General features: G+C 49.5%; 14 protein-coding genes. 6 read left to right on the top strand and 8 right to left on the bottom strand.

Annotation, left to right across the window (positions count from 1 at the left end; all coding sequences use genetic code 11):
* Positions 1-21: 21 nt before the first annotated feature.
* From pth to HUF13_RS06490, 5 genes are all read left to right on the top strand, one after another.
* Complete coding sequence (gene pth, locus HUF13_RS06510) at positions 22-576, top strand: aminoacyl-tRNA hydrolase (RefSeq protein WP_173389121.1); 555 nt, start codon at positions 22-24, stop codon at positions 574-576.
* Between the two features lie 189 nt (positions 577-765).
* Complete coding sequence (gene guaB / locus HUF13_RS06505) at positions 766-2,223, top strand: IMP dehydrogenase (protein ID WP_173389119.1); 1,458 nt, start codon at positions 766-768, stop codon at positions 2,221-2,223.
* 167 nt (positions 2,224-2,390) lie between these two features.
* Positions 2,391-3,041, top strand: coding sequence for a hypothetical protein (locus HUF13_RS06500; RefSeq protein ID WP_173474369.1), 651 nt, complete (start codon positions 2,391-2,393; stop codon positions 3,039-3,041).
* A gap of 84 nt (positions 3,042-3,125) precedes the next feature.
* Positions 3,126-4,139 carry a hypothetical protein gene (locus HUF13_RS06495; RefSeq protein ID WP_173474368.1) on the top strand — a complete coding sequence of 338 codons (1,014 nt, stop codon included), beginning with the start codon at positions 3,126-3,128 and terminating at the stop codon, positions 4,137-4,139.
* Positions 4,140-4,204: 65 nt separating this feature from the next.
* Positions 4,205-4,957: a hypothetical protein gene (locus tag HUF13_RS06490; RefSeq protein ID WP_173474367.1), complete on the top strand. Its 753-nt coding sequence runs from the start codon at positions 4,205-4,207 to the stop codon at positions 4,955-4,957.
* A 159-nt stretch (positions 4,958-5,116) separates the two neighbouring features.
* Here HUF13_RS06490 and gatA read toward each other — a convergent pair whose 3' ends face one another.
* From gatA to HUF13_RS06465, 5 genes are all read right to left on the bottom strand, one after another.
* Positions 5,117-6,535: an Asp-tRNA(Asn)/Glu-tRNA(Gln) amidotransferase subunit GatA gene (gatA, locus tag HUF13_RS06485; RefSeq protein ID WP_173474366.1), complete on the bottom strand. Its 1,419-nt coding sequence runs from the start codon at positions 6,533-6,535 to the stop codon at positions 5,117-5,119.
* Positions 6,535-6,861, bottom strand: coding sequence for a DUF4321 domain-containing protein (locus HUF13_RS06480; RefSeq protein WP_173474365.1), 327 nt, complete (start codon positions 6,859-6,861; stop codon positions 6,535-6,537). Before HUF13_RS06480 ends, gatA begins: the two co-directional genes overlap by 1 nt.
* Positions 6,862-6,932: 71 nt before the next feature.
* On the bottom strand, positions 6,933-8,075 hold the full coding sequence (locus tag HUF13_RS06475) for a cation diffusion facilitator family transporter (protein WP_173474364.1): 1,143 nt from the start codon (positions 8,073-8,075) through the stop codon (positions 6,933-6,935).
* A gap of 172 nt (positions 8,076-8,247) precedes the next feature.
* On the bottom strand, positions 8,248-8,925 hold the full coding sequence (gene ung / locus HUF13_RS06470; RefSeq protein WP_072826979.1) for a uracil-DNA glycosylase: 678 nt from the start codon (positions 8,923-8,925) through the stop codon (positions 8,248-8,250).
* A gap of 166 nt (positions 8,926-9,091) precedes the next feature.
* Positions 9,092-10,477 carry a hypothetical protein gene (locus HUF13_RS06465; protein ID WP_173474363.1) on the bottom strand — a complete coding sequence of 462 codons (1,386 nt, stop codon included), beginning with the start codon at positions 10,475-10,477 and terminating at the stop codon, positions 9,092-9,094.
* 190 nt (positions 10,478-10,667) lie between these two features.
* On the opposite strand from HUF13_RS06465, the gene HUF13_RS06460 reads away from it, so the two are divergent.
* On the top strand, positions 10,668-12,137 hold the full coding sequence (locus HUF13_RS06460; protein WP_173474362.1) for a glycosyl hydrolase 53 family protein: 1,470 nt from the start codon (positions 10,668-10,670) through the stop codon (positions 12,135-12,137).
* A gap of 16 nt (positions 12,138-12,153) precedes the next feature.
* Here HUF13_RS06460 and HUF13_RS06455 read toward each other — a convergent pair whose 3' ends face one another.
* The 3 genes from HUF13_RS06455 to HUF13_RS06445 all read right to left on the bottom strand — a co-directional run bounded on the left by HUF13_RS06455 (position 12,154) and on the right by HUF13_RS06445 (position 15,135).
* Complete coding sequence (locus HUF13_RS06455; protein ID WP_173474361.1) at positions 12,154-13,311, bottom strand: GTP-binding protein; 1,158 nt, start codon at positions 13,309-13,311, stop codon at positions 12,154-12,156.
* A gap of 94 nt (positions 13,312-13,405) precedes the next feature.
* Entirely contained in the window at positions 13,406-13,831 is a 426-nt protein-coding gene (locus tag HUF13_RS06450) for a Fur family transcriptional regulator (RefSeq protein ID WP_173474360.1), read from the bottom strand.
* Positions 13,832-13,905: 74 nt separating this feature from the next.
* Positions 13,906-15,135 carry a glycoside hydrolase family 18 protein gene (locus tag HUF13_RS06445; RefSeq protein ID WP_304038894.1) on the bottom strand — a complete coding sequence of 410 codons (1,230 nt, stop codon included), beginning with the start codon at positions 15,133-15,135 and terminating at the stop codon, positions 13,906-13,908.

Here is a 15,135-nt window from a genome sequence, read left to right as displayed (position 1 = left end):
TAAAAACGTATAGGTCTTGTCATGTATCTTATTGTTGGTCTCGGGAATCCTGGAACGCAGTATTCTAACACGCATCATAACGCTGGCTTTATGGCGGTCGAAAAGCTCGCTGATTCTAGCAAGGACTGGAAAAGCGAACACAAGGCGCTCACCATGAAGGTGAACATTGCGGGAGAGGAATGTCTCCTCGTAAAACCGCAAACTTACATGAATTTGTCTGGTGAAGCGGTGCAGGCTCTGATGACATGGTACAAGGTCAAAGTCGATCACTTGCTCGTGTTTAGCGACGATATTAATTTGGATGTAGGCCGCATTCGTTGCCGTGCAAATGGTAGTCATGGTGGCCAGAATGGGCTGCGCAACATCATCGAGCATGTGGGCGACAAGTTCCCGCGTATCCGCTTTGGCGTGGGCAAGTGCCCGCCGAAATTTGATTTGAGCAATTGGGTGCTGGCGAAGTTCCCGCCCGAAGATCGTCCGAAGTTTGACGAAGCGATTGCAAAGGTCCCAGCGCTTGTGGAATGCTATTTTAAGCTAGGCATCGAAAAGTGTATGGAACGCTATAACGGAAAGTAGCCGGGGCGTTACGGGGCGGCGACTGAGCGCCCGTTCGAAGGGGTGGAGAGCGACGTAGTGCGAACCAGGGGGAGGCTTCCCCCTTTTTAAAATGCTAACGAATAACCACTTTTTTACACATTTCTAGCGGTTTGGAGCTAGGATTTAAAGCCGAAAATTACTATATTCAATGCGCAAAAGAGGTACTTTATGAAACTTTTGCCAGAAGCTTTGACGTTTGATGACGTCCTACTCGTTCCCGCTGAATCTTCTGTTTTGCCGTCTCAGACGGACGTGAGCACTCAGCTTGCTCCAAACATTAAGTTGAATATTCCTATAATCAGTGCTGCAATGGACACCGTTACGACGGCTCCGCTTGCTATTTCTTTGGCTTTGCAGGGTGGTCTCGGCATTATCCATAAGAACATGTCTATCGAAGACCAGGCTGAAGAAGTCCGCAAGGTCAAGCGTTGGCAGTCCGGTATCGTGACGAATCCGGTGACGCTTGATGCAGACCAGCCGGTTTCTGCTGCTTTTGAACTCCGCGCTCGTAACAAAGTAAGTGGTTTCCCGATTCTTTCGAAGGGTAAGCTTGTGGGTATGCTCACGAGCCGCGACCTCCGCACGGTGAGCGACATGAACGTGAAGATTAGTTCTGTCATGACGAAGGATCCGGTGACGGCTGCTCCGAAGGTGAGCCTTGCTAAGGCTAAGGAAATCCTCGCCGAAAAGCGTATCGAAAAGCTCCCGCTCGTGGATGCTTCTGGCGCATTGAAGGGCCTCATCACGATGACGGACATCTTGAAGCGCGAAAACAACCCGAACGCTAGCCTCGACAAGAATGGCCAGTTGCTCGTCGGCGCTGCTGTGAGCACTTCTGCAAATACGATGGATCGCGTGGCTGCCCTCGTGGATGCTGGTGTAGACCTGTTGATTATCGATACGGCTCATGGCCACCACATCGGTGTTCGCAACATGGTGAAGACGGTTCGCAAGAAATACCCGAAGCTCACGATTTGCGCTGGTAACGTTTGCACGCCGGAAGCTGTTGAAGAACTCGCCAAGTGCGGTGCTAACATTGTTAAGGTGGGTATCGGTCCGGGTTCCATTTGCACGACTCGTATCGTGGCTGGTGTGGGTTATCCGCAGTTCTCCGCTGTCGTGGAATGTGGCAAGATGGCTCGCAAGGTTGGCGTAACGATTATCGCTGACGGTGGCCTCAAGTTCTCTGGCGATATCGTTAAGGCTTTGGCTGCTGGCGGTAACGCTGTGATGGTGGGTTCTTTGTTTGCCGGTACGGAAGAAGCTCCGGGCGAAGTTATCCTCGCTGATGGTCGTAGCTACAAGAGCTACCGCGGCATGGGTTCTCTTGGTGCTATGCAGGCTGGTTCTGCGGACCGTTACTTCCAGGGTGGCGTTCAGGAACCGCGCAAGTTCGTTCCGGAAGGCATCGAAGGTCGTGTTCCGTACAAGGGACCGCTCCGTGACACCGTTTACCAGCTCATTGGCGGTATCCACTCTGCTATGGGTTATGCCGGTGCTGCAAACCTCGAAGAACTCTACAAGAAGGCTACGTTTGTCCGTATCACGGGCGCTGGCCTCCGTGAATCTCACCCGCATGATGTGACGATTACGAAGGAAGCTCCGAACTACCGCACAGGCGACTAAGTCGGAAGTAGACGGTAGGATGTTTCATCCTGCATCTTTCACTTAGGACTGTTTGCTCGGTTCGAAGGGCTGGATTCCCTTTTCAAAAATTTCAATCCGGTGTGCAAAAAGCATGCCGGATTTTTTTTATATTTCCCTCAACAAAAAATTTTAAGAAGGAGTTGAAAATGAGAATTACAAAAACTTTTTTGATTCTAGCCTTGATTGGTTTCGCTTTTGTGGGCTGCTATAATTCAAGACAACATAAAGACCCATCGTGGACGGCGAAGCCTTCGATGTTGCAGGTCGTTTATACGGTTCCTGTTATTCCTGATTCCATTGAATTGCCCGAAAGCATGAAAACGTTATCCCCCTGGATTTGGAGTAATGTGGACAATACGCTTAAGTTCAATGCGGCCTCTCATTACAAGTTGAATGAAGTTTCGAAGGATCTTGTTTCTTATTCCAAACAGGAAGCCGATGGCGATAGTATTCTGGTTCCCAAGTTGAATTCGATGTCGGATAGTGCCGAAGTTTATTTGATTTATGATAATTTCAAATTTGAACCGTACACGAACTTTGTTCCTGGTGCTGCTGGACCGAGCTTTGGAATGGGTGGCGGTATGATGGTTGGTGTAACGACTGGTAGTTCTCATGGCTGTGTGAAAATTTCTGCTTCGTATGCGTATTATGACGCAAAGAATGGAAAACTGTTGGATTATGGTTTCCTAGAAGAAAGCGGCTGTGCCGAGGATAAAGCTTTCGAGCACGATTGGCAAAATGCTTTACGTGATTTAGTGATGCATTCGATTGAAAAAACGCCGGTAGCGCAGTACTAATAATGATGACGCAGCTTTTCTAGGCTGCGTTTTTTGATGTATATTAAATGTGTGCTGAGGGCACTTCGGCGAGGTTGGAATTTTATGAATTTGCGTAAGTTTGTTTTTGGCTTTGTTCCGGCGGCTGTTTTGGCTAGCTCGCTTGTGTTCTGGGCTTGTGGCGATTCGGATGGTTCGCTGGCGGCGGGCGAGGATCCGTCTAGTAGTTCATCGGTCGTGCAGTCGAGTTCTGCGAAAGTTAGCTCAAGTTCTGAAGTTGTTGTGAGCAGTTCCGCAAAAAAGCCTGCGGAATCCTCTTCGAGTAGTTCTGAAAATGCTGCGCCATCATCGTCCTCAGTGCAAATTTCTGCGGAGTCGTCGGACAGTGGTGTTTGCACGAACTGCGATAGCTATACGGCTGCAGATCCGATACTTGTAGAAAATGGCGGCAAAGGCTCTGTAACGACTTACGGGAGCATTACGGCAAAAGAGACGAGTCTCGGTGGCGCCTGCAATTACGGACAGACGAATATCCAGTATTATGCGGCAATCCATGTGAATGTCTCTCCGGGCGATGATAAGGGCCCGTGGGATGGTGGCGCTGCTTGTGGCGGCTGTGTTCATGTGAAAGCCAAAACGCCGGATGGTTGGAAAGAGGTGACCGTGCGTATTACCGACCGTTGCCCGGATGCAAACTGCGGTGTGGATTTGGGCGGAGCCCCTGCTAGTGATATCATGGGAATTCAAGTCGGGCGCTATTACGGCGAATGGGAATTCGTGAGCTGTGAAGGCGTCGAAGGCGTGTGGGGGGACTCTACGTCGATTTGGGTCAAAGAAGGCGCGAGCGAATATTGGAGCATTATCCAAGTGCGAAATCCCAAGGATATGGTCAAGAAAATTAAGATTCACGGGGTGGAAACCGATGATATTTACATGCTTGAAATGGTTGTCGGGACGGAAAACTTCTGGACGGTCCCTGTGGATGTTCTTAAGACGGATCTCCGCTATCGCGTTGTAGTGACGTACCGAACTGGTACTGATGACGAGTGGATTATCAAAGGCTCGGAACTTACTGTCCCCGAAGCGAACCTTTATCTCTACGAACATCGGAAACAATAAGTTTGTATTTAATGTTACGCCTAAACAAAATTGAGTGATTGGGCTTTATTCAAAAAGGAGTTGGCATGAATAGAATGAAATTTATTCTTGGGGTTTTGTTTTTGTTGTTTTTGACAGGATGTACCCCGAGGGTTGTTATTTCCGAAAATTGGAATTGGCGCCCGGCGACAATCGCTGTGATTTATACAAATCCGGTTGTTGCTAATTCGGACGATGTTGAGGATGACTTGCCGGAGTATGTCAATTCGTTCCCTGTGTGGATGTCTGCAGGATTAAAGAGAAACATTGAGGCTAAGGCTGAAAACCTTAACGATCATTCTCGGATGCATGTTTCTGTTGTGGCTTATCCGTTGGGGATTTCGGGTGCAAATAATTTTTATATGGGTGAATCTGGAGTGATGATAAACAACAGGGATGTATTTGCTATCGATGATGAACGCCTTGCTTTGCCTGATGCTGATGTCTATTTATTTGTCGATTCCATTCAGATTAATTCTATGCTTACAGGTGGAGGATTGGGCTTGCTTGGCTTCTTGCTGCACGAAGGCATCTTGACGATGGTGGGAAACTATGGTTTTTATGATGGCAAAACTCACGAACGTCTAGGCTATGGTACATTGAGCGCTCTTGAAGAATATGCTTTTGGAGTTTCAAGATCCAACTGGGAAAACCTTATGGAAATTGTCGTTAAAAAATTGTTCGAGGATACTCCCGTTCTTGAATGTGCCTATTGTTCTGTACGTGCAGAAGCAAATTGGAAAGAGCATAGAGCGACAACGCCTCGTAAGAACGCTCCAAAGAAGAGCGTCTGGGATTAGTTCGCTCGATTTAAGAATTGTGCAAAAAATAAAAACGGCGCCCTGAAGGGCGTCATGCGCGACTTCTGAAACGCGACTTTTACTTGTTCAAGCGTTGACGCCTTCGGCGTCCGCTGCTGCGTTCGGTCATACAGCCAAGTAAACTTGACTGCGCGACACTCACTTGGCAAGCTTTTCCGTTGCTTCGGCGACGGCGAGCAAGTCTGCTTCCTGGAACGGCTTGCCAATCCACTGGAGGCCAACCGGGAGGCCGCCTGCCATACCGCACGGAACGCTCACGCCCGGGAGACCGGCGAGGTTCAAGCTCACGGTGTAGATGTCGGAGAGGTAAACGGCCATCGGATCAGATTCGTTCATGCCGCACTTGAGCGGGAGACCCGGCATCGTCGGGCTTGCAATCACGTCGCAGGTCTTGAAGGCTTCGGTGAAGTCGTCTGTAATGAGGCGGCGAACCTTCTGGGCCTGCACGTAGTAAGCGTCATAGAAACCGGCGGAGAGAACGTAGCTTCCGAGGAGGATGCGGCGTTGCACTTCTTTGCCGAAACCTTCGCTGCGGGACTTGGCGTAAAGGTCGAAAAGTTTGCGGGCTTCAGCGCTGCGGTAGCCGTAACGCACGCCGTCGTAGCGGCTGAGGTTGGAGCTTGCTTCTGCTGTTGCAATGATGTAGTAGCTGGACACGGCGTAGCTGATGTGCGGGAGGCTCACTTCCTTGATCGTGGCGCCTTCGGCTTCCATCTTCTTCAGCATGTTTTCGATGGCAGCTTTGCATTCTGCATCGAGGCCTTCGCCAAAGTATTCCTTCGGAACGCCGATGACCTTGCCTTTAACGCCAGTGCCGAGCTTTGCGGTAAAGTCTTCGGTCGGGCGAGTGCTCGTGGTGTTGTCGTGCGGGTCAATGCCGCAGATGGCACCGAGGAGTGTTGCGCAGTCACGAACGGTTGCACCGAACGGACCAATCTGGTCGAGAGAGCTTGCGTAGGCGAGGAGGCCGTAACGGGAAACGCGGCCGTAGGTCGGCTTCAAACCGACGACGCCCGTGCAGGCTGCCGGCTGGCGAATAGATCCACCCGTGTCAGAACCGAGAGCGCAGGGAACCGTGCCAGAGGCAACGGCGACTGCGGAACCACCCGAGGAACCACCCGGAACGCGGGATTCGTCGAGCGGATTCTTGACCGGGCCGTAGTAAGAGGTTTCGTTGCTGGAACCCATGGCGAATTCGTCCATGTTCGTCTTGCCGACGATGATGGCGCCTGCAGCTTCAAGCTTTTCAAGTGCCGTTGCGGTGTATGGAGCAACGAAGTTGTCGAGAATCTTGGATGCGGCCGTGGTGCGAGTGCCGGTCAAGCACATGTTGTCCTTCACGGCAACCGGGATGCCATCGAGGGCGCCCAGAGACTTGCCTTCGGCGCGGCGCTTGTCGCTTTCCTTAGCGCGTTCGAGAGCGCGGTCGTTCAGCACCGAAATATAGGCGTTTAAATTCTTTGTAGATTCAATTTTTTCGAGGGAAGCCTGTGCGAGCTTTTCGGCAGTGGTGCTGCCGTTAGCAAGCTGAGCCTGAAGTTCCTGAATAGTCTGCATTATCTTTCTCCGGACCATTTCATGATGTAAAGAGCGATGAACATGCCAATTGCACTCAAAAAGTTCACTTTGATGCCGAATCCAAGCGCAAATTTGACAAGGTACAAATCAATGACGACGGGCTGCGGTGTATCGCCAGAAAAACCGATACTGAAATCGGCAGCCTCTGTAAAAACGTGATGAACACTGTTATCGTAGCCGCCAGCGTTTAATAGCACTCCGAGTTCGCCAAACAAAGCTCCGAGAGCTTCGCTCATGATGCCGCCCAAAATCAGGCCGACAAAAATAAAAAGGACAACTCGTGCCAATGAGTTTTTGTGAGTCATGCCGCAAATATAACAATTTGCAATGTCATCCTGAACCCTTTATGGGTGAAGGATTCAGTAAAACTTGAATATTATCCCAAATCGATATCGGGTGAAACCTGTATCTTGTAGTCGGGGTAGAGCAGCGCCGCTTCGCTCTTTATTGTATCGAGAGCTTCCTGGGCGTCCACGCCGAATTTAATGACCACGTCAAAGCGCATTTCTTTGGCTTCGATATCCACGTAAAAACCGTGCATCTGGAGTGCCCAATCGTGAGACTTGATTTTGTTTGAAATTGTGTCGCGGATTTTGGCGGCTTCGTCGTCCTTGGTATTATAAGAGTAAACGCCGATGGCGGTGAGGATGACGCCTGTTTCGCGATAGACCTTTTTTTCAATTTTGCGCGTGAGAGAATCCAGGTCGGCAACGGTCATGGTATCGGGGAGTTCCACGTGCACGGAGGCGAGCTTCTTTTCGGGGCCGTAATCATTGATGACGAGATCGTATGCACCGTGGATGCCTTCTTCGCTGCGGATGAGGCTCTTGATTTGCTTGGTAAGTTCGTTATCATTTTTCTTGCCGAGCAAGTCGCTGACGGTATCCTTCAACATTTCAAAGCCTGCTTTGACGATGAAGATGGAAATCAGAACGCCGACGTAGGCTTCAAGCGAGAGTCCCGTGAAAATGAAGATGAGTGCCGAGGCGAGAACGGAAAGGGAGAGGATGGCGTCAAAGAGAGCATCGGAGCCGGAGGCGATGAGCGAACCGGAATTCACGCGTTCGCCTTGCGATTTCACGTAACGCCCGAGGACGACTTTCACGACCACGGCTATGGCGATGATGACAAGCGAAACGGTGGAGTAGTCGGCTGCTTCGGGGTGGATGATTTTCTTGACGGATTCCACGCAAGAGGTGATGCCCGCGTAAATCACGATGGAGGCGATGACCATGGCGGTCAGGTATTCAATGCGGCCGTATCCGAGCGGGTGCTTTTCGTTGGGCAATTTCCGCGAGAGCTTGTTGCCGACAATTGTAATGATGGATGAAAGCGCGTCCGAGAGGTTGTTCACGGCGTCGAGAACGACGGCAATGGAGTTTGCCATAAGGCCGATAACCGCCTTGACGCTCGCGAGAATGACGTTAGTGACAATCCCGACAACGCTAGTCTTGACGATGACTTTATTTCTGTTGACTTCTTTGTCGATGTTATCGTTGTGCGTTTGCGTTTTGGACATATATATTCTCCCTTCTATATTTTTTATTTACTCGTCTAAATTCACTGGATCCTTCGACTCCGTTACACTTCGCTCAGGATGACACAAGGTCGGCGAGACTACCGAACCAAACCACCAACCACTGTTTACTAACCACTAATCACTTCCTACAGCCTACTGTCTACTTCCTACTTTATTTAATGCTCCAGTCGATTGGTTCGAGTCCTTTGCTGACAAGGTAAGCGTTTGCTTTGCTAAAGTGCTTGCAACCGAAGAATCCGCGGTATGCCGAGAGGGGGCTCGGGTGCGGAGCGGTGAGAATCAGGTGCCCGCGATTGGGTGCGATGAGCACTTGCTTTTTGATGGCGAAACTGCCCCAGAGCAAAAAGACGAGGTTTTCGCGGACTTGCGAAAGACGCTGGATAATCGTGTCCGTGAACTGTTGCCAGCCAATGCCTGCGTGGCTGGCAGCCATGTGGGCGCGTACCGTGAGCGAGGCGTTTAAAAGTAAAATTCCTTGATGGGCCCAACCTTCCAAGTTCCCGTGTGGCGGCGGCGTGATACCGAGATCGTCGTGGAGTTCTTGGAAAATGTTGATTAGGGAGGGCGGCGGCTCAATGCCGAACGGCACCGAGAAGCAGAGACCGTGGGCTTGGCCTGGATTGTGGTATGGGTCTTGCCCGATGATGACTGCCTTGACTTTATCGACGGGGCAATAGTCGAGGGCAGCAAAAATCTGTGGTCCAGGAGGATACACCACGTGATGTTCTGCATGTTCTTGCAAAAGTTTTGCTTTAATTTGTTTGAAATACGGCTGTTCGAACTGGTCAGCGAGCAGGTTCAGCCAAGATTGTTCAAGTTTGACGGACATGATATAGTAGACAGTAGGAAGTAGACGGTTAGAAGTTGATTTGTTTCTTGTCATCCTGAGCGAAGTCGAAGACAACTCAGAAGGCGAGTGTTGCGACCATGCTTGCATGGGCATAACCGAGCCAAAGAGTTGGAGCTTTGCTCCATCCAGTTAAGTTCTTGAGGTGCTATTCGATTCTCCTCGTAAGTATCGCGATTTTCTCGCCGTTGAGGCGTGTGTAGAATAGCGTTGCTGTGTTCTTGCCTTTCGGCTTGAGGCGTTTGATTTCTTGGTCGGGATCAACTTTGACGCCTCGGAGCTTGAGCGTGAGTTTCCCGATGTCGTGGGCCTTGAGCATCGCGCGGACGGCTCCGGTCGAAATTTCAGCGGAATCGAGAACTTCGAAGTTCGAGAAACCAGGCGCGGGGAGAGGCTTTTCGCTCGTCACGTAAGCGATGCCCGGTGAAATTAGGTGCGTTGATTCATCGTGGGCGAGTGCGACAACGCCAAAGAGGTGGCTGCGGAGCAGTACGGGGGAAGGTTCCGAAATGAACTTTGAAACGCTTCCGAGCGGCAAGTCGGATTCGCTGCTTGCTGTGGTGTAGACGCGGTCGCGGCCTTCAAGTTCGTAGTTGTGGTCGTATTGTGATTGCTCGCTCTCGTTGCGGGCTTCGCGTTTTTCGTCGCGCATCTCGTTCCATTCAGCGATGGTGTTGCCTGTTTTATCGACCATCACGGCGCGTACATGGTCGGGATTCTTGGCGAGTTCGCCGAACAGCACTAAACATTCGCGGCAGTCCGTGCGCGAACCGATGTATAAGATTTCTGTGCCTTGCGGGATTTCGCAAATGGGGTAACCAGGCGGAATTTTCGCCATGCCGCCTTTGTAATGCTTTGAAATTTCGATGACTTCTTCGAACGTGGGCGTGAGGTTGCGCAAGTCGCGCTGGTTTTCTCCTTCGATGGCTCGGCGGGCGGGGTCAATCGTGAAGTAGTCCGCTTTGGGCTGGGCGAGCGTCGCGTGCTCGGAATCGTTTTGCTTGGCGATTTCGCGGACATCGGCGAGAATGGTGTGGTCGTTCGAATCTCGCATGACCTTGCTGTTGTAGCGGTACATTTCAAGGCGGTTTTCGTCGAGGTCTACACCGATGGTCAAAAAGTCTTTAGATAAGTAGAAGGAATCGCCTCCCATGCCGCAGCACAGATCGTGAACGACGGGGGCAGTTTCGCTGCTTTTATTTTCGCTATTACTTTTGTTCGCTTGGCGGGCGCGTTCCCAAAGTGTCGATTTCCAACGGCCGATATCTTGGGCGGTACTCTGTTCCAAAGCGAGCTTATCGCAAAGTAAGAATGCTGCTGGTGCGTTTTTCGCGGATTTTATGGAATTTTCGGCAAAGAACTTGTCTCTAAATTTGGGGACGAGTGCCATGTAGTCCATAATCGCGGCGCGGTCTTCGTTGCTGAATTCCTTGGCCAAATGCGTCGAAACTTGCAACGCGTCCATTTTTTTCTTGGTCGCGAGTTCGATGAAATCTTGGACTTTTGCCGATGTAAGAAGTTCCGCGTTGAGCATATGTGAAATTTAATTTTTATGCAGGAATTTTACAATTTAAAATTTTGAGGAATGGCGATTAAGATGTATTTTTAGAATGGATGGACTTTGCATTTTGTCATCCTGAACGGAGTGAAAGATCTAGGAAGTTTTGTAACTGGATTCTTCGCCATAAAAAGGCTCAGAATGACGTATTGACATTGGGTTTGGCATGAGTATTCTAAAATATTCTTTTATCGGTTTAGCGTGCGTTTCGCTTGCGATTCTTTCGCAGGGTTGTGGTGATGATCCTGCTTCATCGCCAGTTTATGCTTTAAATTCTTCGTCTGCGCAGGAATCGCTTGGATCCTCTTCGGATGCGACCCCATATTCGTCTTCATCCTTTGCAGGGGCTTGGTCTTCGTCTCTTGCGTTATCGTCTGCAAAGATTTCATCTTCAAGTTCATCCACTGAGGCTCTTTCGTCATGTCATTCCGAACTTGATTCAGAATCATCTTCATCTGTAGCAACATCGTCTGCGGTAGAACCGACTTCATCTGAACCATCGCAGAATTCATCCTCGTCCGAAGCTCTGTCTTCGTCTTCTAATGCGTCGCAACTATCCTCTTCGAGAGAATCTTCATCTTCCGCACAACCTATCAAAATTGATTTCTTTAATGGCGCTGATATTTCTGAAGTCCAAGAATACGAACGAAATAACACAAAATTTTACGATGTCGATGGCAAAGAAAGCGATATCTTCACGATTTTGAAAAATCACGGATTCAACTCGATTCGTTTGCGCACGTTTGTATCGCCCAAGGCTAAGTATGGCTATGCGGCAAGTGGCTGCGGCCATGATGCCGAAGCTTATGGCGACAAGGAACATGTTGTGGCTTATGCGAAAAAAGTCAAGGCTGCAGGCATGGGGCTCCTCGTGGATATCCATTACAGCGATGTCTGGGCGGATCCGGGCAAGCAAATTATTCCTGAACGCTGGCGCGGCGTGAATAACGCTAATGCGATGGCGGATTCCGTTTACGCTTACACGAAGGACTTGATGATTGCTCTTAAGAATGCCGGTGCAACGCCGGACATGGTGCAGGTTGGCAACGAAACGACTCCGGGCATATTGATCCACAAGCCGAACAGCAAAACGGACTGCTGGGGAAATGGTGTCGATAAGGCGGCCACTTCAGTCAATGGCGACATGGGAACCGCGGCGGGCAAGGCGAATGCGGCCAAGTATTTCAACGCCGGTATCAAGGCCGTCAAAGAAGTTTCTCCGACAACGAAAACTGTGCTCCACATCGAACGTATCCGCCAAGCAAATACGGTTACCTGGTGGATGGGCGTCATCTTTGACGATTATAAGGTTCCGGCTGATGTGATGGGCTTTTCCGCTTACACTGCATACGGCGATGGCACTCCCGATAATTGGAAAAATTTGTTCAATATAGTTACGACAAAGTATTCAAAAATGGAATTTATCGTAGCTGAATACAACGGCGGTGATTCCGATAACCATTACAAATTCGATGGCTCCCGTAAAAAGACGCGCGAAATGATCAGCGGCATGAATCGCTGGATTGGTACGTTCTTCTGGGAACCGACAATTGGCGGTGCGTGGGGCGCCGGGCTCTTTGACTGGAAAGGAAAAGACCTTTACGCCAACGCAAAGGCCTTTGAAGAATTTTTCTAAAGTGAAATTTGCCGAGTTAAGCAAACGCTCTCTCGTCAAGGCATTTTTCAAGTTCGAGCATGATGTCTTCCTTGTTGTAGCCTTTGCCGATGAATACGACCTGATTTTCGCGGTCGCCAAATCGTGAGTCCCAATTTTCTTTGATTTCTGGATTTTCGGCGATGTACGATTGCTTAACGTCTTCGCGCAGAGCATCAATCCAGTACGAAACGGGCAAAATCGAGGAATTACGACCTGCCTGTTCGAAAAGCTGCACGTCCTTGCTGGAGTCTGAAAACCAGATGTAACCCTTGGAACGGATGAGCTGTGACGGGTATCTGTTGTTGACAAATTCCATAAAGCGGGTTCTGTTGAACGGGCGTCTAGCTTCGAAAACAAACGATGTAATTCCGTATTCGTCAACGCAACCATTGTTCTTGCGACCTGGCTGGGTTAATGTTGCGGTAGCCTTCTGGATGGCCGAAGAGGAATCAATTTGATCATAGTTGAACGGCTTTGTCGTCATGATTTTTTCAATGTCGATATCGCCGTTGACTGAATGGATAATCGGGGCTCGCGGCTGGAAATCGCGCACGATGGATTCCACTTCCTTGAGTTGGTCTGCGCTGAGCAAATCGCATTTGTTCAAAATGATGAAGTTGCAGAACTCGATTTGGTCCACGATGAGCGTCGATATTTCTTCTTGCGAGAGATCGTATTTTTCGGCAAGACTGTCTTTGGCTTCTTTTCTCTGCTTCAAGTCGCTAAGAAATTCGCGGAAGATTCTGTCTGCATCAACAACCGTGACGATAGAGGTCAAGTAAACATTTGTATTCGGATTGTCTTCTTCGTAAGCGAGGAAGCTGGCGCTGACGGCGCCGGGATCGCTAATGCCGGAGGCTTCGACGAACACGACTTCTACAGAATTGAGATTGGAAATTTTTTCAATCTGCTGAATGAATTCGTCGCGAAGCGTACAGCAAATGCAGCCGTTTTGCAATTCGAACATCGGGCATTCGGTAACATTCGAGCCGTTCTTTTTCAAGATTTCGGCATCGACGTTGATGCTTCCCATGTCGTTAACGATGAGGGCGACTTTTCGTTTCTCTTGCTTGAGAAGGTTGTTCAAAAGGGTCGTTTTACCCGAGCCCAAATACCCAGTGATGAGAATCACCGGTTTCTTATTCTTTTTCATAAGAATCCTTTGTTTGTGTAAAAGTTTTATTGATCCTCGTATTCACGAGGATGACGATTTATTTCGGCAAATGTTTTAAATGAAATCGACTGCGTTATAAACTATTGGCGGCGTGGCTGCAATTTTTGCAAAGTCCATAAAAAACTGTGCGGAAGGGGTCTAGCGTAAAACCATGATCCGCCATCAGGTGCGAACTCAGCTTTTCAAGATCATGACATTCGAGATGGATGAGCGTGCCGCATTTTTCGCACTTCAAGTGAAAATGGGAAACTTCTTTGTGGCATTCTTCGCCCATGTATTCAAAGCATGCGGCGTTCTGCTCGCCAAGAAAATATTTTTGGACGACGCCTTGCGCCACAAACTTCTCAATTTGTCGATAGATTGTTGCAATGCCGATAGAAATGTTTTTTTTCTGGAAATAAGCCGACACATCTTCTGCAGTAAAATGGCGGCCCTGCATCGCTTTGAAGCAAGAAAGAAGTAGTTCCTGCTGTTTGGTTTTGTATTTAATAATGCCCATGCTTATCTCGAAATTTGATAACCGTTATCAAATTATACTAAAGTAAGAGATATTTGGCAAGGGGAAAGGAATATTTACGGTTTTACTTTGAAAATAAATTTGTTCTTTAGGCGATTTTCGCGGCCTTTGTTTTGTACGCTTTTTCCGAGTGCATCCACGCGTTTGATTTGCAAATTTTGCAATTGTGATGCGTCTAGCCGAGAGCCTGCCGTGTGCTTCTTGTGGAAGTCGCGGATTCCCGTAGTTTCTTCGCGCAATACAATGGCAATGCTGTCGAGAATCGGATTTCCGACGTCTTCGATGTAGTCGTGCGAAACTTCCCAGACCATGATGCCGGCGTAACCGTTCTCCTTGACCCAACGCGATTTGATGGCGGAAGAATGCGGGTCTTCGAAGGTGACGTATCCAGTCGAAGAGACTCCGTAGGGTTCCACGGATACGCTATCGAAATGGAATTTCCACGCGGTATTCGCGACGATATCCTTGTACGGTACCTGCTTGGCGGTACCTTTGGTAAAGTCGGTGCCCGGTCCTGTTGCTCCTTGGAATTCAAAGCCGAACGAAGGAATTCCAAAGACCATCTTTTCTGTCGGGACGCCACGCTTTTTCCAATAGTTGCGCGTTTCTTCCCACGACCATGTGGTGTATCCGTCATGCGGGTAGAGCGGAGAATCGAACATGGCTTTTTCGTCCCAATCGCCGGTCATGTCGTAGGTCATGAATCCGAACCAGTCCAAGTTTTTCACGAGGACTTCGGCTGTGAACCATTTCCCGTAATAGGGCGAGCAGGGGAGTGCTGCCGAAAGGCTTTTGTCTTTGGGGAGGGCTTCGCGTAGCTCTGTTAGCAATTTGCTGTAGGCGATTGTGTCTGCTTCGGGGACGGGATTGTATTCCCATTCCCAGTCCATGTCGAGTCCGTCGAGATTGTGGTCTGCGACGTATTTGACGAGATTGGCAATGAATTTTTGGCGGAGCGCATCGTTTGAGGCCACGGGTACAAAATTTTCGCTTTGTCCGCCACCGCCGAGCGAGACGATGACTTTTGTGCCGGCTGCATGGGCGAGTGTTACCATTTCATCGAGTGCGCTTGGGTCTTCTGCGGCGTCTCCGCGCAATGAACCATCCGTGTTTGGCGTGATGAAACTCCACAGCACATGCGTTAATTTGTTGTACGGAACTTTATCTACAGTGTAGGCGGGCTTATGCCATTTGCCCCAATCAGGGTAATAGCCGATAAATAGCGGTGCTGCGTATGCAGAGCAAAATGCTGCGAATGCTAGAATCGAAAGTGCGGTCTTTTTCAT

Origin of the sequence: Fibrobacter succinogenes, assembly GCF_902779965.1 — a bacterium.
Taxonomy (GTDB): Bacteria; Fibrobacterota; Fibrobacteria; order Fibrobacterales; family Fibrobacteraceae; genus Fibrobacter; species Fibrobacter succinogenes_F.
This window is presented reverse-complemented; position numbering and strand designations above follow the sequence as displayed.